General features: G+C 69.0%; 14 protein-coding genes. 8 read left to right on the top strand and 6 right to left on the bottom strand.

From position 1 onward, the window contains the following. Positions 1 to 77: 77 nt before the first annotated feature. From HDC36_RS12650 to HDC36_RS12640, 3 genes are all read right to left on the bottom strand, one after another. Entirely contained in the window at positions 78 to 3,320 is a 3,243-nt protein-coding gene (locus HDC36_RS12650; protein WP_179567786.1) for an efflux RND transporter permease subunit, read from the bottom strand. 63 nt (positions 3,321 to 3,383) lie between these two features. Then, complete coding sequence (locus tag HDC36_RS12645; protein ID WP_179567784.1) at positions 3,384 to 3,827, bottom strand: hypothetical protein; 444 nt, start codon at positions 3,825 to 3,827, stop codon at positions 3,384 to 3,386. Positions 3,828 to 3,939: 112 nt separating this feature from the next. Continuing rightward, on the bottom strand, positions 3,940 to 5,184 hold the full coding sequence (locus HDC36_RS12640) for an efflux RND transporter periplasmic adaptor subunit (protein WP_179567782.1): 1,245 nt from the start codon (positions 5,182 to 5,184) through the stop codon (positions 3,940 to 3,942). 288 nt (positions 5,185 to 5,472) lie between these two features. On the opposite strand from HDC36_RS12640, the gene HDC36_RS12635 reads away from it, so the two are divergent. The 7 genes from HDC36_RS12635 (at position 5,473) to HDC36_RS12605 (ending at position 14,509) form a co-directional block, all read left to right on the top strand. Further along, positions 5,473 to 6,783: a M20 family metallopeptidase gene (locus HDC36_RS12635; protein ID WP_179567780.1), complete on the top strand. Its 1,311-nt coding sequence runs from the start codon at positions 5,473 to 5,475 to the stop codon at positions 6,781 to 6,783. Positions 6,784 to 6,983: 200 nt separating this feature from the next. Then, positions 6,984 to 7,802 carry an NADPH-dependent 7-cyano-7-deazaguanine reductase QueF gene (queF, locus tag HDC36_RS12630; protein ID WP_179567778.1) on the top strand — a complete coding sequence of 273 codons (819 nt, stop codon included), beginning with the start codon at positions 6,984 to 6,986 and terminating at the stop codon, positions 7,800 to 7,802. Between the two features lie 105 nt (positions 7,803 to 7,907). Continuing rightward, a complete protein-coding gene (locus HDC36_RS12625) occupies positions 7,908 to 8,201 on the top strand; it encodes a LysM peptidoglycan-binding domain-containing protein (protein WP_179567776.1) in 294 nt (97 codons plus the stop codon). 51 nt (positions 8,202 to 8,252) lie between these two features. Next, on the top strand, positions 8,253 to 8,762 hold the full coding sequence (locus HDC36_RS12620) for a hypothetical protein (RefSeq protein WP_179567774.1): 510 nt from the start codon (positions 8,253 to 8,255) through the stop codon (positions 8,760 to 8,762). 605 nt (positions 8,763 to 9,367) lie between these two features. Further along, entirely contained in the window at positions 9,368 to 11,599 is a 2,232-nt protein-coding gene (locus HDC36_RS12615) for an NADP-dependent isocitrate dehydrogenase (RefSeq protein ID WP_179567772.1), read from the top strand. 200 nt (positions 11,600 to 11,799) lie between these two features. Further along, entirely contained in the window at positions 11,800 to 13,542 is a 1,743-nt protein-coding gene (gene aceK / locus HDC36_RS12610) for a bifunctional isocitrate dehydrogenase kinase/phosphatase (RefSeq protein ID WP_179567770.1), read from the top strand. Positions 13,543 to 13,615: 73 nt separating this feature from the next. After that, positions 13,616 to 14,509 (top strand): energy transducer TonB, encoded by an 894-nt coding sequence (locus tag HDC36_RS12605; RefSeq protein WP_179567768.1) that lies wholly within the window; start codon positions 13,616 to 13,618, stop codon positions 14,507 to 14,509. Positions 14,510 to 14,596: 87 nt separating this feature from the next. Here HDC36_RS12605 and HDC36_RS12600 read toward each other — a convergent pair whose 3' ends face one another. The 3 genes from HDC36_RS12600 to trxA form a co-directional block, all read right to left on the bottom strand. Further along, positions 14,597 to 15,349, bottom strand: a complete 753-nt coding sequence (locus HDC36_RS12600; RefSeq protein ID WP_179567766.1) for a hypothetical protein — start codon at positions 15,347 to 15,349, stop codon at positions 14,597 to 14,599. A 166-nt stretch (positions 15,350 to 15,515) separates the two neighbouring features. Continuing rightward, positions 15,516 to 17,348, bottom strand: a complete 1,833-nt coding sequence (gene rho, locus HDC36_RS12595) for a transcription termination factor Rho (RefSeq protein ID WP_179567764.1) — start codon at positions 17,346 to 17,348, stop codon at positions 15,516 to 15,518. Between the two features lie 238 nt (positions 17,349 to 17,586). Further along, positions 17,587 to 17,928 carry a thioredoxin TrxA gene (gene trxA / locus HDC36_RS12590; protein ID WP_003465432.1) on the bottom strand — a complete coding sequence of 114 codons (342 nt, stop codon included), beginning with the start codon at positions 17,926 to 17,928 and terminating at the stop codon, positions 17,587 to 17,589. A 201-nt stretch (positions 17,929 to 18,129) separates the two neighbouring features. On the opposite strand from trxA, the gene rhlB reads away from it, so the two are divergent. Next, the gene (rhlB, locus tag HDC36_RS12585; RefSeq protein WP_179567762.1) at positions 18,130 to 19,911 is read left to right on the top strand and encodes an ATP-dependent RNA helicase RhlB; all 1,782 of its coding nucleotides are present in this window, start codon (positions 18,130 to 18,132) and stop codon (positions 19,909 to 19,911) included. The last annotated feature ends 12 nt before the right edge of the window (positions 19,912 to 19,923 follow it).

Here is a 19,923-nt window from a genome sequence, read left to right as displayed (position 1 = left end):
GTCGTCAGGCGTTCGTGGGGACCGCAGGCCGCAGACGCCGTGCGATTCCCGATTCCCGTTTCCCCATTCCCGGCAACTCATGCCGTCCGCCCCGCCGCCGCCACTGCCGCCTCGCGCCGCGCGGCGCGGCGTTCGCGGTAGGCGCGCATCCGCTCGGAGGCGCGTTCCATGTACAGGTAGATCACCGGCGTGGTGTACAGGGTGACCAGCTGCGACAGCAGCAGGCCGCCGACGATGGCGATGCCCAGCGGGCGCCGCAGCTCCGAGCCGATGCCGTCGCCCAGCGCCAGCGGCAGCGCGCCGAGCATCGCCGCGGCGGTGGTCATCATGATCGGGCGGAAGCGCAGCAGGCAGGCGCGGCGGATCGCATCGTGCGCGTTGGCGCCCTCGCGGCGCGCGTCGATCGCGAAGTCGATCATCATGATCGCGTTCTTCTTGACGATGCCGATCAGCAGCACGATGCCGACGATGCCGTCCACCGACAGGCTCAGCCCGCACAGCATCAGCGCCAGCAACGCGCCGACGCCGGCCGGCGGCAGCGTGGAGATGATCGTCAGCGGATGGATGTAGCTCTCGTAGAGCACGCCGAGCACGATGTAGATCAGCACCACCGAGGCCAGCAGCAGCCACACGATGTCGGTCTGGCTGCCGGTGTATTCGGCGGCCTTGCCGATGAATTCGGCATGCAGCTGCGGCGGCAGCTGCAGTTGCTCGTTGGTCTCCTCGATCGCCGCCACCGCCTGCGACAGCGAGTAGCCCGGCGCCAGGTTGAACGAGACGGTGATCGCCGGCAGCTGCTGCTGGTGGCTGACCACCAGCGGCGTGGTCGCGATCCTGGCCTCGGCCACCGCGGCCAGCGGCACGGTGCCGCCGCTGCCGACCGAGATGCCGGTGTTCTGGTTGCCGATGCCGGTGGCGGTGGACGAGTTGCTGGAGGTGGTCTGGCCGAAGTTGGTGGCGTTGCTGGCGGTCAGCGCGCCGCTGCCGTTGCTGGACACCGCCAGCTGGTGCAGCAGCGCGGTGCTGTTGCGGAACTGCGGCGCCACTTCCAGCACCACGCGGTACTGGTTGAGCTGGGTGAAGATGGTGGAGATCTGGCGCTGGCCGAAGGCGTCGTACAGGGTGTCGTCGATGGTCTGCATCGGCACGCCCAGCGCGCTGGCCTTGTCGCGGTCGACGGTCAGCTCCAGCGCGCGGCCCTGGTTGGCCAGGTTGTTGTCCACGTCGGCCAGTTCCGGGCGCTTGCGCAGCGCCTCGGTCAGGCGCGCGGCCTGGGTCGCCAGTTCGGCGCTGTCCACGTCCGACAGCGAGTACTGGTATTCGGTGGCGGCCACGCGCGTGTCCAGGGTCACGTCCTGCACCGGCTTCAGATACAGCGCCACGCCGGGCAGGCCGGCCACCGCCTTCTGCAGCCGCGGCAGCACCTCCTCCAGGCTGTCGCGGTCGCCGCGGGTCTTCAGCACGATGCTCAGCTGGCCCTGGTTGAGGGTGGGATTCATCGAGCCGGCGCCGATGAACGCGGCCACGCCGGTCACCGCCGGATCCCGGCGCAGCGCCTCGGCCACCGCCTGGGTGCGCTGCTGCATCTGCGGGAACGCCACGTTCTGGTCGGCCTGGACCACGCCGGTGATCAGCCCGGTGTCCTGCTCGGGCAGCAGGCCCTTGGGGATCACCACGTACAGCACCACGGTCAGCACCATCGTCGCCAGCGCGATCGCCAGGGTCAGCGGCTGGTGCCCGAGCACCCAGTCCAGCGAGCGCTCGTACAGCGCCACGGTGCGCGTCCACACGGTGGTCTTGCCGGCCGCGGCCGCCCGTTCGTGCGCGTCCTCGCCTTCGGGCAGCGCATCGGGCTTGAGCAGGTAGGCGCACATCATCGGGGTCAGCGTCAGCGACACCAGCATCGAGATCGTCACCGCGATCGACAGCACCCAGGCGAACTCGTGGAACAGGCGCCCGGTGACGCCCGGCATCAGCAGCAGCGGCAGGAACACCGCCACCAGCGACACGGTCAGCGACAGCACGGTGAAACCGATCTGCTTGGCGCCGATCTCCGCCGCCTCCGGTCCGCTCTTGCCCTGTTCGATGTAGCGCACGATGTTCTCGATCATCACGATCGCATCGTCGACCACGAAGCCGGTGGCCACCACCAGCGCCATCAGCGACAGGTTGTCCAGCGACATGCCGGCGAAGGCCATCACCGCGAAGGTGCCGGCCAGCGACAGCGGCACGGCCACCGACGGGATGATCGTGGCCCACAGGCGGCGCAGGAACACGAAGATCACCGCGACCACCAGGCCGATGGTCAGGATCAGGGTGAACTTGACCTCGTGCACCGAGGCGCGGATGGTCTCGGTGCGGTCGGAGAACACGTCCAGGTGCACGCCGCTGGGCAGCACCGCCTGCAGTTGCGGCAGGATCGTGCGGATCTGTTCCACCGTCTGCACGATGTTGGCGCCGGGCTGGCGGCGGATCTCCAGCAGCACCGCCGGCTTGCCGTCGGCCCAGGCCGCGAGCTGGTCGTTCTCCACCCCGTCCACCACCTGCGCCACGTCCGACAGCCGCACCGGCGCGCCGTTCTTGTAGCTGATGACGGTGTCGCGGTAGTCGGCGGCGCTGGACAGCTGGTCGTTGGTGCCGATGCTGTAGGACTGGGTCTTGCCGTTGAGCGAGCCCTTCGGCGCGTTGACGTTGGTCTCGGTCAGCGCGCTGCGCAGCGCCTCCATGGTCAGGCCCATGTTCGACAGCTGCGCCGGATTGACCTGGATGCGCACGGCCGGGCGCACGTTGCCGGCGATCGACACCAGGCCCACGCCGGGCACCTGCGACAGGCGCTGCGCCAGGATCGAGTCGGCGTAGTTGTTGACGTCGCGCAGCGGCAGCGTCTCGGAGCTGAGCTTGAGGGTGATGATCGCCGCGTCGGCCGGGTTCACCCGGTTGTAGACCGGCTGGTAGGGCAGCGACGAGGGCAGGGTGGACTGGCGGATCGCCGCCTGCACGTCCTGCGCGGCGATGTCGATGTCGCGGTCCATCGCGAACTGCAGGATGATCGTGGACAGGCCCGCCGACGAATCGGAGGTCATCATCTGCAGCCCGGAGATCTGCCCCAGCTGCCGCTCCAGCGGCGTGGTCACCAGCGAGGCCATGGTGCTGGCGTTGGCACCGGGGTACTGGGTGGTCACCACCAGGCTCGGCGAGTCGATCTCCGGCAGCGCCGACACCGGCAGCTGCCGGTAGCCGAGGATGCCGAGCAACAGCACGCCTGCCATCAGCAAGGTGGTGGCGATCGGGCGGCGGATGAAGATCGTCGAAAAGCCCACAGGAATATCCTTGCTGGTGAGGTCCCGGACCCGGACGGACCGGGGCCGGGGAAAGCCGTTGCGTCAGTCGTCGAGTGACATCTGGTCGAACAGGTTGGTCAGATCGCTGTTCGGGGCGACCGTGACGAAGTTGCCCTGGAACGCGTATCCGTGCGGCCCCCATTGCCCGTAGACGTCGGTGGTCGAGGCGATGACGGTGCGGCTCAACGCGTTGGCGATCCGCTCGGCGGGCGTCAGCAGGTCGCTGCCGAAGTTCAGGCTGCCGGCGCTGCACACGATCAGCACCACCTCGAACGCGACGTCCATCGGAAAGTCGGTGTGCTGCAGCAGCGCCTGCAGGAACGCGCTGCCGTCGCCCAGTTCGTTGTCGTGGGCGACGATCCACAGCTGGTTGCCGTTCTGCAGCGCGTCGAGCGGCGGACCGGCGACGAAGCCCTGCTGGTTGATCAGAAACGTCTGCAGACTCTGCGCAAGCGGGTCTTGGGAGGCGATGACGACATTGGTCATGATGGGATTCCTCTTGAGGGTGACGGGCGAGGAGCGAGTGCTCTGCCCGTCATCCAGACGCGCCGCCACCGCGGGTGTGAACCGCATGCCGCGCGTGCCGATGCCGGCCTGCTCAGCGCGGTCCGCCGCCGCGACGGCCGCCGCCGCCGTCCTTGCGCTGCTGCTTGCTCTCGGCCGCCTTCAGCTCGGCCTCGCTCGGCTGCGGCGGCGCCTCGCCCGGCTTCAGCGGGGCGACCTTGCTGCCCGGCTTGAGCCGGAACTGGCCTTCGGTCACCACCCGTTCGCCGGCCTTCAGGCCCTGCGCCAGCTGCACCTGGCTGTCGCCGACTTCCGCGCCCTGCTTGACCGTCTGCATCTTGACCGTGTTGTCGCCCTGCACCACGTACACGTAGTCGCCGTCGGGGCCGCGCTGCACCGCCTGGGTCGGCACCACCACGCCGCTGTCCAGCGTGCGCAGGGTCAGCCGCACGTTGACGAACTGGCCCGGCCACAGCGCGTTGCCGGGGTTGGGGAACACCGCGCGCACCTTGAAGGTGCCGGTGTCGCTGCTGATCTGGTTGTCGACCACGTCGACCTTGCCGTCGCCGGCGATCACGTGCGCATCGGTGCGGTCCAGCGCCGCCACCGTCAGCGGGCCGGCCGCCTGCGCCTCGCGCAGGCCCTGCAGCTCGCGCTCGGCCAGGTTGAAGACCACGTAGATCGGATGGATCTGGGTGATGGTGACGATGCTGCTGCTGGTGCTGACGATGTTGCCCACGTCCACGCCGCGCAGGCCGGTGATGCCGTCGATCGGGGCGAGGATGCGGGTGTACTGCAGTTGCACCTGCGCCGCGCGCATCGATGCGTCGTTGGCGGCCACCGCGGCCTCGTACTGCGCCACCTGGTTGCGCTGCGTGTCCAGGTCGGTCTTGGCCACGTACTGGCGGTAGGCCGGCGAATCGGAGCGCTGGAAGGTGGAGCGGGCGGTGGCCAGCAACGCCTGGTTCTGGCGCTTGCTCGCCGCCGCCTCGTCGTAGCTGGCCTGCAGCGAGCGCGGGTCGATCTGCGCCAGCACGTCGCCCTTCTTCACTTCCTGGCCTTCACGGAAGTTCAGGCTCATCAGCTGCCCGCCGACCTGCGGATTGACCGTGACCGTGGCCAGCGCGGTCACCGTGCCGGTGGAGGTGGCGTAGATCGGCACCGCCTGGCTGCTGGCGGCGACCACCGTCACCGGGATCGGCGTGCTGTCGTCGCCATCGCCGCCCGCCTCCGCGCCGCCGCGGCCATGGCCGTGACCGCTGCGCAGGAAGTGCGCGCCCACCAGCACCACGACCACCGCTGCGACGATCAGCAGCGCAATCTTCCAGAAACGCGACATCCGGGGGGAACTCCTGTGGCGAGGCGGGGTAGGGGACCCTCCCGCAATGGCTGGTGCGACAAGCGGTGAAGCATATCGCCGGCGCGTTGCGATTGGACCATGACTTAAGGGAGGGGGGACGTGCGCCCGCGGCCATGGGCGCTGATAGCGGCAACGCACCGGCGGTGGATCGGTTGACACGGATTCCTAAGGGTTTTTTCGCCGTGGCGGCGCGCCGGCCGGTGCCGGCGCGCCGCGAATGCAATACATTGACTGAACGCCATGCAAAGAACCGATCGGAGATTGCCCATGCCGCGCCTGTCCCGCCTGCTGTCCGCCCTGCTGCTCGCCGTCCCCGCGCTGGCCTGCGCCCAGTCCGCCGAACGCCCGGAAGTGGCGGCCGCCGCGGCCAAGCTGCAGGCCAAGGTGGTCGACTGGCGGCGCGATTTCCACCAGCACCCGGAGCTGTCCAACCGCGAGGAGCGCACCGCGGCCAAGGTCGCCGAGCGGCTGCGCGCGCTGGGCCTGAAGCCGCAGACCGGGATCGCCCACCACGGCGTGGTGGCGATCATCAAGGGCGCGCTGCCGGGGCCGAAGATCGCCCTGCGCGCGGACATGGACGCGCTGCCGGTGACCGAGCAGACCGGCCTGGCGTTCGCGTCCAAGGCCACCGGCGAGTACCGCGGCGAGACCGTCGGGGTCATGCACGCCTGCGGCCACGACGCCCACACCAGCATCCTGCTGGGCGTGGCCGAAGCGCTGGTGGCGATGCGCGCGCAGCTGCCGGGCGAGGTGATGCTGGTGTTCCAGCCTTCCGAGGAGGGCGCGCCGGGCAACGAGGAGGGCGGCGCCTCGCTGATGCTGAAGGAAGGCCTGTTCCGCGACTTCAAGCCCGACGCGATGTTCGGCCTGCACGTGTTCTCCAGCGTGCAGGCGGGCAAGATCGCGGTGCGCGGCGGCCCGCTGATGGCCGCCTCGGACCGCTTCAGCATCAAGGTGATCGGCCGCCAGACCCACGGTTCGGCGCCGTGGAACGGGATCGACCCGATCGTGGCCAGCGCCGACCTGATCGGTGCGGCGCAGACCGTGGTCAGCCGCCGCGCCAACATTTCCAGGCAGCCGGCGGTGCTCAGCTTCGGCGCGATCAAGGGCGGCATCCGCTACAACATCATTCCCGACGACGTGGAGATGGTCGGCACCATCCGCACCTTCGACGAAGGCATGCGCCAGCAGATCTTCGCCGACCTGAAGACCGTCGCCGAGCACACCGCCGCCGCGCACGGCGCCAAGGCCGAGGCGCACGTGCCGGACCAGGACGGCAACCCGGCCACGGTCAACGACCCGGCGCTGACCGCGAAGATGCTGCCCAGCCTGCAGGCGGTGGTCGGTGCCGACAACGTCTACGAGCCGCCGTTGCAGATGGGCGCGGAAGACTTCTCGTTCTACGCGCAGCAGGTGCCGTCGATGTTCTTCTTCGTCGGCGCCACCGGCCCCGGCATCGATCCGGCGACCGCGCCGAGCAACCACTCGCCGCAGTTCCTGCTCGACGAATCGGCACTGGACGTGGGCCTGCGCGCGCTGCTGCAGGTGTCGCTGGACTATCTGGGGATGAAGCGGTGATTGGGGATTGGGGATTGGGGATTCGTCAAAGCGGTTTACCGGGGCGGAGATAGCGCCGCACTCCCCGGCACTTCCGGATCCGGATGAATTGGCCAAGCCGCAGCTCGCGCGGCGCGCTTTTGCCAATCCCGACTCCCGACTCCCCAATCCCGGCCTCCCATACACCTTCCAGCCAGACCGCCAACGCTAGACTGGCCGGCATGAACACCCCCCAGGATTCCAGTCTCGGCCGCGAGGTCGCGTATCCCTCGCAGTACGACCCCGCGCTGCTGTTCCCGATCCCCCGCGCCGGGGGCCGCGCCGAGATCGGCCTGGACGCCGCGCCGCTGCCGTTCTTCGGCCTCGACCGCTGGCATGCCTACGAACTGGGCTGGCTGGACGCGCAGGGCAAGCCCTGCGTGGCCACCGCCACCTTGCAGGTGCCGTGCACCTCGCCGCAGCTGATCGAATCCAAGTCGCTCAAGCTCTACCTCAACTCGCTCAACGCGATGCGCTTCAACAGCGCCGAAGCGGTGCGCGCCTGCATCGTCACCGACCTGTCGGCGCGCGCCGGCGCCGACGTGACCATGGAGTTCGGCCTGCCGCCGGTGGATCCGCTGGGCGACGGCGAGTCGCTGGACGTGCTGGACATCGCCATCGACTGCTATGGCCCGCCACGTCCGCAGTTCCTGCTCGCCGCGGCCGACGACATCGTCGAGGAGACGCTGAGCAGCGAACTGCTCAAGTCCAACTGCCCGGTCACTGGCCAGCCGGACTGGGCCACGCTGTGCGTGCGCTATCGCGGCGGCCGCATCGACCGCGAAGGCCTGTTGCGCTACCTGATCAGCTTCCGCGAGCATGCCGGCTTCCACGAACAGTGCGTCGAGCAGATCTTCCACGACCTGCTGACACGTTGCCGCCCGCAGTCGCTGCAGGTCGAGGCGCGCTACACGCGCCGCGGCGGCCTGGACATCAATCCCTGGCGCGCCACGCCCGACATGGCCGAGCCGATCGCCTTCCACCGCGACCCGCGCCAGTAGCGCGGGGGCTGAATCGGGCCAACGCCGTTCACGCCTGCGCGATCCGCTTTTAACAAATCCTGTGCAACCGTGGCGGCATCCCATCCACGCACGGAGCCACATGCGATGAACAGCGACAAGCGCGCCGATTTTTCGGCAGTCACCGCCAAGGTGGACACCACCGCCGACGTCACGCCGAAGGCGGATTTCTCCGCAGTGCAGGCGCAGGTGGACACCACCGCCGAACAGGTGCAGCAGGTCTACGTGGTCAAGTCGGGCGATTCGTTGTCCAAGATCGCCAAGCTGCACTACGGCGACGGCAACGCCTGGACCCGCATCTTCGAAGCCAACCGCGACGTGCTCGACGATCCGGACAAGATCTATCCCGGGCAGACCTTGAAGTTGCCTGCCCGCGCCTGACGCGCCGAACCACGCGCGCGATCCGTCATTCCATCCAAGGAGCACCACCTCATGAAGATCCATTCGAAGACATTCGCCTCTCCGCTGCTGCTGGCGCTGGTCGGCACGCTGGCCCTGGCCGGTTGCAAGAAGCAGGAGCAGAGCCAGACCGCCACGCCGGATCCGACCTCGTCGGCCCCGACCGAGGCGATGCCGGGTCCGGCAGAGACGGCGCCCGCCGCGGCCAACGCCGGCGCGGTCACGGTCGCCTCGGTGACCGTGGGCAACACCGCCGGCGCCGACAAGACGGTGGCGCCGCTGACCACGCTGAGCAGCAAGGACACCATCATCGTCTCGGTGAAGACCGAGGGTTCCTCCACCAACACCGCGATCGGCGCCAAGCTGCTGTTCCAGGACGGCCAGACCGCCGGCGAGCAGAGTGCGACGCTGACCACGGCCGGTGCGGAAACCACCAATGTCTCGTTTACCAACGCCAAGGGTTGGCCGGCCGGCAAGTACAAGGCCGAGGTCACCGTGAACGGCCAGCCGGCCGGGACGGCGCAGGAATTCGAAGTCAAGTGATGCGCATCGCGCCCCGCTAGGGACACCGCAGTCACGGATCGCGCCAGCCGACTCTCTCCCGGCCGGCGCGGCACGCTGGGCGCAGTCGCGAGACTGCGCCCTTTTTTATGGGCGAACGTGCGTGCCGGGACACGCAAGGCGCCTATCGCCGATGCGTGCATCGCGCGTGGCGCCGCGCACGCCGCACCGCATGCCCCGCTGCAACCATGCGCCGGCGCATGGCGTGCCCGCGTCGTTGCGCCACCGATGGCATCGGCATGCGCTGCAGCGTGTTCCATACGCATGCGCAGGGAAGGCGCGTCGCCTTGTGCCGCAAGCGATGACGGAATTTGTCCTGCGAGCCAACGCAAGCCATCGCCGCAGCGCCATGCCGCACGCAGCGCAAGCGCATGCACCGGTGCGGCGGCGGCGATCTCCACCGTTCCATGCAAGCGCTTTCTCCGGCCCGCAGAAAACGCGACAATCGGCGGCCGTCATGCCATCGCCGTCGCAGGGTTTCCCTGCGTCGCAAGCTCTGCACTCCGCACGCCGTCCGCGCCGTGCCACCCGCAGTCTTGTTCGCGGCAACGTGTCCTTCCCGAATCGCAAGAGAGCCTACGTCACTCATGTCGAATACGCCCAAGATCCTGTACACGCTCACCGACGAAGCCCCGTACCTGGCGACGCAGTCGCTGTTGCCGATCGTCGCCGCCTTCGCCGGCACCGCCGGCATCGCCGTGGAAACCCGCGACATCTCGCTGGCCGGCCGCTTGATCTCGCAGTTCCCCGAATACCTGCGCGAGGATCAGCGCATCGCCGACGACCTGGCCGAGCTGGGCCAGCTGGCGACCACGCCGGAAGCCAACATCATCAAGCTGCCCAACATCAGCGCCTCGGTGCCGCAGCTCAAGGCCGCGATCAAGGAACTGCAGCAGCAGGGCTACGCGCTGCCGGACTACCTGGACGAGCCGCAGGACGACAAGCAGAAAGAGGCCAAGGCGCGCTACGACCGGGTCAAGGGCAGCGCGGTCAATCCGGTGCTGCGCGAAGGCAATTCCGATCGCCGCGCGCCGCTGTCGGTGAAGAACTATGCGCGCAAGCACCCGCACCGCATGGGCGCGTGGAGCGCCGACTCCAAGTCGCATGTGGCGCACATGGACGCCGGCGATTTCTACGGCAGCGAGCGCTCGGTACTGATCGAGCAGGCCGGCAGCGTCAAAATCGAACTGGTCGGCAAGGACGGCGCGGTGACCGTGCTGAAGGAAAAGACCGCCGTGCAGGCCGGCGAGATCATCGACGCGGCAGTGATGAGCAAGCGCGCGCTGGCCAGCTTCGTGCAGGCGCAGATCGCCGATGCCAAGCAGCAGGACGTGCTGTTCTCGCTGCACCTGAAGGCGACGATGATGAAGGTCTCCGACCCGATCATGTTCGGCGTGGTGGTCGGCGCGTTCTACCAGGACGTGCTGGACAAGCACGCCGAGGCGCTGAAGCAGGTCGGCTTCGATCCGAACAACGGCATCGGCGATCTGTATGCGCGCATCGCCACCCTGCCGGACGCGCAGCGCGCGCAGATCGAAGCCGATCTGCAGGCGGTGTACGCGCAGCGCCCGGCGCTGGCGATGGTCAATTCCGACAAGGGCATCACCAACCTGCACGTGCCCAGCGACGTGATCGTCGATGCGTCGATGCCGGCGATGATCCGCGACTCCGGCAAGATGTGGAACGCCGAGGGCAAGCTGCAGGACACCAAGGCGCTGATCCCGGACCGCTGCTACGCCGGCGTGTACCAGGCGGTGATCGAGGACTGCAAGCGGCATGGCGCGTTCGATCCGGCGACGATGGGCAGCGTGCCCAATGTCGGCCTGATGGCGCAGAAGGCCGAGGAGTACGGTTCGCACGACAAGACCTTCCAGATCGCCGCCGACGGCGTGGTGCGGGTCAGCGATGCCGGCGGCAAGCTGCTGCTCGAGCATGCGGTCGAAGCCGGCGACATCTGGCGCATGTGCCAGGTCAAGGACGCGCCGATCCAGGACTGGGTCAAGCTGGCGGTCAGCCGCGCACGGCTGAGCGAGACCCCGGCCGTGTTCTGGCTGGATCCGCAGCGCGCGCACGATGCGCTGATGATCCAGAAGGTGGAGCGCTATCTGCAGGACCACGACACCAAGGGCCTGGACATCCGCATCCTGTCGCCGGTGGAAGCGACCGCGTTCTCGCTGCAGCGCATCCGCAAGGGCGAGGACACCATCTCGGTCACCGGCAACGTGCTGCGCGACTACCTCACCGACCTGTTCCCGATCATGGAGCTGGGCACCAGCGCCAAGATGCTGTCGATCGTGCCGCTGATGGCCGGCGGCGGCCTGTTCGAGACCGGTGCCGGCGGTTCGGCGCCCAAGCACGTGCAGCAGTTCGTCGAAGAGAACTACCTGCGCTGGGATTCGCTGGGCGAGTTCCTGGCCCTGGCCGCGTCGCTGGAGCATCTGGGCCAGCGCGAAGGCAGCGCGAGCATCGGCGTGCTGGCGCGGACCCTGGACCAGGCCAACGGCCACTTCCTGGACAACGACAAGTCGCCCTCGCGCAAGGTCGGCGAACTCGACAACCGCGGCAGCCATTTCTACCTGGCCCTGTACTGGGCGCAGGCGCTGGCCGCGCAGGACGAGGACGCGGCGCTGAAGGCGCGCTTCGCACCGCTGGCCAAGCAGTTGGCCGAGCACGAGGCCGCCATCGTCGCCGAACTCAACGGCGTGCAGGGCAAGCCGGTCGACATCCAGGGCTACTACCGCCCGAACCTGGCCCTGGTCAGCGAAGCGATGCGGCCGAGCGCGACGTTCAACGCCGCGCTGGCGACGCTGACGGCGTAGTAGTCAGCTAGCGAGACCGTCAACCGAACCCGGCCGGCGCGCATGCGTCGGCCGGGTTTTTTTGTGCGCGTGCCGCCCGACTGCGCCGTCGCCTCAGCGCAATGGCGACAGCGCGGCCATCGTGCGGCGCAACAGCGCGCGCGATGGTTCTCGTCTGTCGCACGCGCGTGCGCCGCCGCGCACGCGGGTAGACTGCGGCCATGACCGACACGCCCGCGCCGCCGATGCCCGCCGAACCCCGCGCCGACGCCGTGGCGCGCAGCATCCGCGACGCCTTCGAGGACTACCACGCGCGCTTCGCGCAGATCAGCCGCCGCGCCCGCCGCCGCTTCGAGAGCCGCGACTGGAACGCCGCGCGCAACGACGCGGTCGAGCGCATCGCGCTGTACGACCAGTGCATCGACGAATGCATGCTGCGCCTGCGCACGCTGCTGCTCGGCCAGACCCACGACCGCACGCTGTGGGCGCAGGTGCGCGACAGCTTCGCCGCGCAACTGCACGGGCTGATCGATCAGGAGTTGTACAAGACTTTCTACAACACACTGACCCGGCGCTTCTTCCGCACCCAGGGCGTGGATGCGCGGATCGAGTTCGTGGCGCTGGACATCGAACCCACCGACGCGATCACCCATCCGGTGGCGCGGCACAACTACGTGGTCTCCGAGACGCGGCCGGTGGATGCGTTCGTGCGCGTGCTCGGCGACTACCCGTTCGACGTGCCGTACGCGCACCGCACGCGCTGCGCCGCGGCCATCGCGGTGCGCCTGCAGGACGACCTGGCGCACTGGGGCGAGCAACCGGTGCGCGGCATCGAGCTGCTGGAGACGGTGTTCTACCGCGAGCGCCGCGCCTACCTGGTCGGCCGCGTGTTCGGCGAACACCGCTTCTCGCCGTGCGTGATCGCGCTGGTCAACGACGCCGACGGCCTGCGCGCCGAGGCGGTGCTGACCAGGCGCAACGACGTGGCGCAGCTGTTCGGCATCTCGCGCAGCTATTTCCAGGCCGACCTGGCCACCGTCGGCGACGCGGTGGTGTTCCTGCGCAGCCTGCTGCCGCACAAGCCGATCGACGAGCTGTACACCATGCTCGGCCGCGCCAAGCAGGGCAAGACCGAGCGCTTCCGCACCTTCTTCCGCCACTTCCAGGCCCAGCCCAACGAGCAACTGGTGCACGCCGACGGCACGCCGGGCATGGTCATGGCGGTGTTCACCCTGCCCAGCTACCCGCTGGTGTTCAAGCTGATTCGCGACCGCTTCGCCTACCCGAAGACGATGAGCCGCGAGCAGGTAGAGGACAAGTACGCGCTGGTGTTCAACCTGGACCGGGTCGGCCGCCTGCTCGACGCGCAGCCTTACCGTTCGCTGCGCTTCCCGCGCGCGCGCTTCGCGCCGGCGCTGCTCGCCGAACTGCTGCAAGGTTGCGCGCGCAGCCTGCGCGAGGATGGCGACGATCTGATCTTCGAGCTGTGCTACGTGCAGCGGCGGCTGCGCCCGCTGAACCTGTACCTGCGCGAGCAGACCGCCGAGGCGGCGCGCGAGGCGGCGCTGGACTACGCGCAGGCGATCAAGGACATGGCGCGCAACAACATCTTCCCCGGCGACATGCTGCTGAAGAACTTCGGCGTGTCGCGGCAAGGGCGCGCCGTGTTCTACGACTACGACGAACTGTGCCTGGTCACCGATTGCACCTTTCGCGACTGGCCGCAGCCGCGCAACGACGAGGAAGCCATGTCCGCCGAACCCTGGTTCCACGTCGCCGCGCGCGACGTGTTCCCGGAGCGCTTCGCGCTGTTCATGGGGTTGCCCGCCGCGTCGCTGGAGGCGGTCAAGCGCGCGCACGGCGAACTGTTCGACCCGCAATGGTGGCGCGAGCTGCAGGCGCGGCTGCGCGAGGACGACTATCCGGACGCGCCGCCGTATCCGGAATCGCTGCGCCTGGCCTGACCTGCCGGCCTGACTTGTCTGTGTCAGCCGGCTGCGTTGTAATCGGCGCCTCATCCATGCAAAGGACAGCGCGATGCACCGCAAGTCAGGAATCTCGATGTGGCGTTGGGGCAGTCTGCTGTTGGCGTTGTTCGCCGCCACCGCGTTCGCCGCCGGCGCCGGGCCTGGCGCGGTGCGCAAGCAGGTCGAAAACAGCCTGCTGGTGACCGGCAAGATCGATATCGAGCCCGACGGCGCGGTCTCGGCGCTGGCGATCGATCGGGAAGACAGGTTGCCCGAGGGCGTGATCCGCTTCGTGCGCGATTCGGTGAAACAGTGGAAATTCGAGCCGGCGCTGCGCGACGGCAAGCCGGTGCCGGCGCGCGCGCCGATGACGCTGCGCATCGTGGCCAAGCGCCAGCAGGGCGATAGCTATCAGGTGGAGATCCGCCATGCCAGCTTCGCCACCTACGATCCCAAGGATCCGCGCGCGGTGACGTCGCTGAAGATGGCGCCGCCGTCCTATCCGGAAGCGGCGTACCGGGTGGGCGCGTCGGGCTCGGCGTACCTGGTGCTCAAGGTGGCGCGCGACGGCAGCGTCGCCGATGCCGCGGTCGAGCAGGTCAACCTGCGCATCGTCGGCTCGGAGAGCGAGATGAAGAAGCTGCGCGAGATCTTCGCCAGGAGCGCGCTGGCGGCGGCACGTAAATGGACCTTCCGCCCGCCGACCGAAGGCGCAGACGTGTCGGCGCCGTACTGGGCGGTGCGCGTTCCGGTCGACTATGCGCTCAGCAACGAGCCCAACGAAAACAGCCCCAGCGGCTACGGGCATTGGATCAGCTATGTCCCCGGTCCGCGCGCGCGGGCGCCCTGGGACACCGGCAAGGACGCGTCGGGTTTCTCGCCCGACACGCTGTCGGCCGGCGGCGTGTACATGGTCGACAACAACGGCCCGCGCCTGCTGACGCCGCTGCAGCAGGGCGGCTGAGCGCGCCGGGCGGCGCTCCCGGTCCCGGTGTCCGGTTTCGATGGAACATGCCCCGCGTCGCGGGGCGTTTTCCTGCAGCGCCGAGAGCTACCTGGTGGTCGCAGCGATCGCGCGATGGCGAGTGCTGGCATACAGCACCGCGACCAGGATCGCTGCCAGCACCAGCGAGGCGCCGGCGGTACCCAGATCCAAGCCGCCCCTGGCGGCCGGCTTGGTCAGCAGGTCGCCGAGCGTGGCGCCGAACGGTCGGGTCAGCACGAAGGCGGCCCAGAACAGCGCCACGCGGTCGATGCGGGTGAACGCGCCGGCCAGCGCGATCGCAGCCAGCGTCGCCCCGATCAGCGATGCGCCGCCGAGGAAGCCCAGCCCCGAGTCGTCGGCGAGGTAATCGCCCAGCGCGGTGCCGAGGGTGTTGGAGAACAGGATCGCCACCCAATAGAAGACTTCCGCGCGGCCGCCATCGATCCGCTCGACCGACAGGCTGCGTTCGCTCAGCCACCACGCGCCGAGGGTCAATGCCAGTCCGCCGCTCAGGAGCAGCGCGCCCTGCGCATAGCCCAGCCCCAGACTGCGATCCATGTAGTCCGACACGGTGGTGCCGGCGGTGCTGGTGGTCAGGATCACCCACCAGTACAGCCACGGGCGGAAACGGCGTGCGCGCAACTGCGCCCACAGCGACAGCGCGAACACGCCGAGCAGCACGGCGCTGCTGAGCGCATAGCCGACCTCCCACGTCATCGACAGCAGGTCGCCAGCGGTCTCGCCAAGCGTGGTGGCGCAGATCTTCATCGCCCAGAACGCCAGGGTGACCGGTGCGACTTTGGCGACAGTGGACTGCATGGGGCGGCACGCCGGATCGGGACCGGGCCAGCATCGCCAGCGGCATGTCGAAAACCGGTCGGATCGCGCGATGCCGGAGCGCCGCGGCCGCGGCTCGCGCAGATCGCCCCGCACAAACGCAGACGCCCCGCCGAAGCGGGGCGTCCGGGTCGCGCCGGCGCTGGACTCAGCGCTTCATCGAACCGAAGAACTCGTCGTTGGACTTGGTGTTCTTCATCTTGTCCAGCAGGAATTCCATCGCCGCGATCTCGTCCATCGGATGCAGCAGCTTGCGCAGGATCCAGATCTTCTGCAGCAGCTCCGGCTCGATCAGCAGGTCTTCGCGGCGGGTGCCGGAACGATTGATGTCGATCGCCGGGTACACGCGCTTCTCGGCGATACGGCGGTTCAGGTGCACTTCGCTGTTGCCGGTGCCCTTGAACTCTTCGTAGATCACCTCGTCCATCTTGCTGCCGGTTTCCACCAGCGCCGTGGCGATGATGGTCAGCGAGCCGCCTTCCTCGACGTTGCGCGCCGCGCCGAAGAAACGCTTCGGGCGGTGCAGCGCATTGGCGTCCACGCCGCCGCTGAGCACCTTGCCGGAGGACGGCACCACGTTGTTGTAGGCGCGGGCCAGGCGGGTGATCGAGTCGAGCAGGATCACCACGTCCTTCTTGTGCTCGACCAGGCGCTTGGCGCGCTCGATCACCATCTCGGCGACCTGCACGTGGCGCGCGGCCGGTTCGTCGAAGGTGGAGGAGATGACCTCGCCGCGCACGGTGCGCTGCATTTCGGTCACTTCTTCCGGCCGCTCGTCGATCAGCAGCACGATCATGTGCACGTCGGGATGGTTGGTGGTGATCGCCGTGGCCACCTGCTGCATCAGCATGGTCTTGCCGGCCTTGGGCGGGGACACGATCAGCGCGCGCTGGCCCTTGCCCTGCGGCGCCATCAGATCGAGGATGCGCCCGGAAATGTCTTCCGAGGAACCGTTGCCGCGTTCCAGGGTGAAGCGCTTGCGCGGGAACAGCGCGGTCAGGTTCTCGAACAGGACCTTGTTCTTGCTCGCTTCCAGCGGCTCGCCGTTGATCGTGTCGACGATCGACAGCGCGAAGTAGCGTTCGCCGTCCTTCGGGAAGCGGATGCGGCCGGACAGGTGGTCGCCGGTGCGCAGGTTGAAGCGGCGGATCTGGCTGGGCGAGATGTAGGTGTCGTCCGGGCCGGCCAGGTAGCTGGCCTCGGCCGCGCGCAGGAAGCCGAAGCCGTCCGGCAGGATTTCCAGCACGCCGTCGGCGGCGACGCCTTCGCCGTGGCGGGTCAGCACCTTCAGCAGCGCGAAGATCACGTCCTGCTTGCGCGCGCGGGCCACGCCGTCCTGGATGTTGAGCTGCTCGGCGATGTCCAGCAGCTTCTGCGCCGGCATCCGCTTCAGGTCGCTCAGCGAGTAGATCGGGAAGCCTTCCGGCACGTTGGCGTGCGGGCGCGGCACGAACACTTCGTTGGCGCCGTTGTCGTTGGGCAGGCCGTTGTCCGGAAAGCGACCGCCGCCACCACCACCGCCACCGCCACCACCGTTGCGATCGCGATCGCGGCGATTGCGGAAGCGGTCGCGGCGATTGCCCTGCTGGTTGTTCTGGTTGTTCTGGTTCTGCGGATTCTGGTTGTTGAAGCGCGGGTTGCCGCCTTCGCGCGGCTCGCCGCCGTCGTTCTGGTTGCCGCCGCCCTGGCCCTGGGCATCGCCGCCGGAGGCGGGAGCGGGCTGGGACTGGGGCTGGGACTGCTGCGACGGGGCCTGCGCGTGTTCCTGCGGCGCGGCGCGTTCCTGGCGTTCCTGCGGCGCCGGACGCGGCGCGTCGGCCTGGGCCGGCGCCGGGTTCAGCGGCAGGTTCGGCTGCGCCGGCGCGCCGTGCTCGGCTCCGCCGTCAGCGCCGGCGACGGCCTTGCTGACACGCGGCTTGCGCGCGCGCTTCTCGGCGGGGGCGTCGACGCTCCCGGGTTCGGTGGTGGTGTTATCGGACAAGTGGTGATTCCTCGCTATGAGTGCGAGCGCCCAGCGTGGGGGCAAACGGGTTGGGAAGGGGTCTAGAAGAGAATCTTCCAGAGGGGGTGCGGTGCGCGAATGCCACCGGATGCGCCGACACTATCATCGCCACGCAACCACGGCAAGCAGGCGTTACCGGGCGATTCAGCCGGCCGGCAGCGTCGCTGCAGGCCGGTATCACAGCGGCCGCTCCGATCCGGAACGGCCGGCGACAGACTCAGGCCGCGGCGCCGCCCAGGGTCTTGTCGATCATCTGGGTCAGTTGGCCCTTGCCGACCGCGCCGATCTGGGTGGCCTGGACCTTGCCGTCCTTGAACAGCAGCAGCATCGGGATCGAGCGCACGTGGTACTTGATCGCGGTGGCGCGGTTCTCGTCCACGTTGACCTTGGCCACCTTGAGCTTGCCGTCGTAGGTGTCGGCCAGGTCGTCCAGCACCGGGGCGATCATCTTGCACGGGCCGCACCATTCGGCCCAGAAGTCCACCAGGACCGGCTCGCCGGATTGCAGCACGGCGGTATCGAAATCGGCGTCGCCGACGTGTAGGACCTTATCGCTCACTAGGGGTATCTCCTGGGCCAATGCGACCGGCCGGACCGGGTGGCCGCCGCATTGCGGTAAACTGGGGCATTGCGCGGCGAAATCAAGGGATTCCCCCTGTCGCGCGACCCGGCATGGAAGTAGCCAGTGTGCGACGCTGCCGGGGCCGATGCAAGCCGCGACCTTACGCTTCGGGCGGGGTGGCCTGACGAAGATGGAATGATGAGCGACAAACCGCTGACCGATGTGACTTTTTCCGCGTTCGAGCTGCAACCGGCGCTGCTGGCCGGCCTCGAAGGCGCCGGCTTCACCCGCTGCACGCCGATCCAGGCGCTGACCCTGCCGGTGGCCCTGCCGGGCCGCGACGTGGCCGGCCAGGCCCAGACCGGCACCGGCAAGACCCTGGCGTTCCTGGTGACGGTGATGAACCGCCTGCTCAGCCGCCCGGCGCTGGCCGACCGCAAGCCCGAGGATCCGCGCGCGCTGATCCTGGCCCCGACCCGCGAACTGGCGATCCAGATCCACAAGGACGCGGTCAAGTTCGGCGCCGACCTGGGCCTGCGCTTCGCGCTGGTCTACGGCGGCGTGGACTACGACAAGCAGCGCGAACTGCTGCAGCAGGGCGTGGACGTGATCATCGCCACCCCGGGGCGGCTGATCGACTACGTCAAGCAGCACAAAGTGGTGTCGCTGCACGCTTGCGAGATCTGCGTGCTCGACGAAGCCGACCGCATGTTCGACCTGGGCTTCATCAAGGACATCCGCTTCCTGCTGCGGCGCATGCCCGAGCGCGGCACCCGGCAGACCCTGCTGTTCTCGGCCACGCTCAGCCACCGCGTGCTGGAGCTGGCCTACGAGCACATGAACGAGCCGGAAAAGCTCGTGGTCGAGACCGAGAGCATCACCGCCGCGCGCGTGCGCCAGCGCATCTACTTCCCCTCCGACGAGGAGAAGCTGACCCTGCTGCTGGGCCTGCTGTCGCGCAGCGAGGGCGCGCGCACCATGGTGTTCGTCAACACCAAGGCCTTCGTCGAACGCGTGGCGCGTTCGCTGGAGCGCAACGGCTACCGGGTCGGCGTGCTGTCCGGCGACGTGCCGCAGAAGAAGCGCGAGACCCTGCTCAACCGCTTCCAGAAGGGCCAGCTGGAGATCCTGGTCGCCACCGACGTGGCCGCGCGCGGCCTGCACATCGACGGCGTCAAGTACGTCTACAACTACGACCTGCCGTTCGACGCCGAGGACTACGTGCACCGCATCGGCCGCACCGCGCGGCTGGGCGAGGAAGGCGACGCGATCAGCTTCGCCTGCGAGCGCTATGCGATGAGCCTGCCGGACATCGAGGCCTACATCGAGCAGAAGATCCCGGTCGAGCCGGTCACCGCCGAACTGCTGGTGGCGTTGCCGCGCACTCCGCGCGCTGTGGTCGAAGGCGAAGCGGTCGAGGTCGATGCGGATGCCGACGAGAGCATCGGCGACATCTTCCGCGAGGCGCGCGCGCAGCGCGAGGCCGATGAGCAGCGGCGCGGCGGCGGCAGCAGCCGCGGCAAGCCCGGCGGCGGCCGCAGCGGTCCTGGCGGTGCCGGCGGCCGCGGCGAAGCGCGCGGTGCCGACGGCAAGCCGCGGCGCCCGCGTAGCCCGCGCCCGGCCGACGCCGCGGCAGCGCCCGCAGCCGTTGCGGAAGCGCCGGCTGCGGGCGCCACCGAGGCGGCCGCAGTGGTTGCGGCACCCACGCCCAAGCCGGCCCGCCCCGCCGTCGACGGCGCGCCTGCGGCGGACGGCGAGCGCGCCCCGCGCAAGCGCCGGCGTCGTCGCGGCGGCCGTCCGCTGGAAGGCGCCGAGGGTGCGGCGCCTGCCGCCGTCGCCACCGGCGACGCGCCGGCCAAGCCGGTCCAGGTCAGGGCCGCGCGCCAGGGCGAGCGCGCCGCCGCGCCGGCCGCCGCGGCGAACGATTCGTTCCTGACCCGCCTCGGCCGCAAGCTGCGTTCGCTGGTCTCCAGTTCCTGATGAACCGGCCCT

It is taken from the genome of Xanthomonas sp. JAI131 (assembly GCF_013410075.1).
GTDB lineage: Bacteria > Pseudomonadota > Gammaproteobacteria > Xanthomonadales > Xanthomonadaceae > Xanthomonas_A > Xanthomonas_A bonasiae.
Note: the sequence above shows the minus strand (reverse complement) of the source record. Positions and strands in the feature narration are given on the sequence as shown.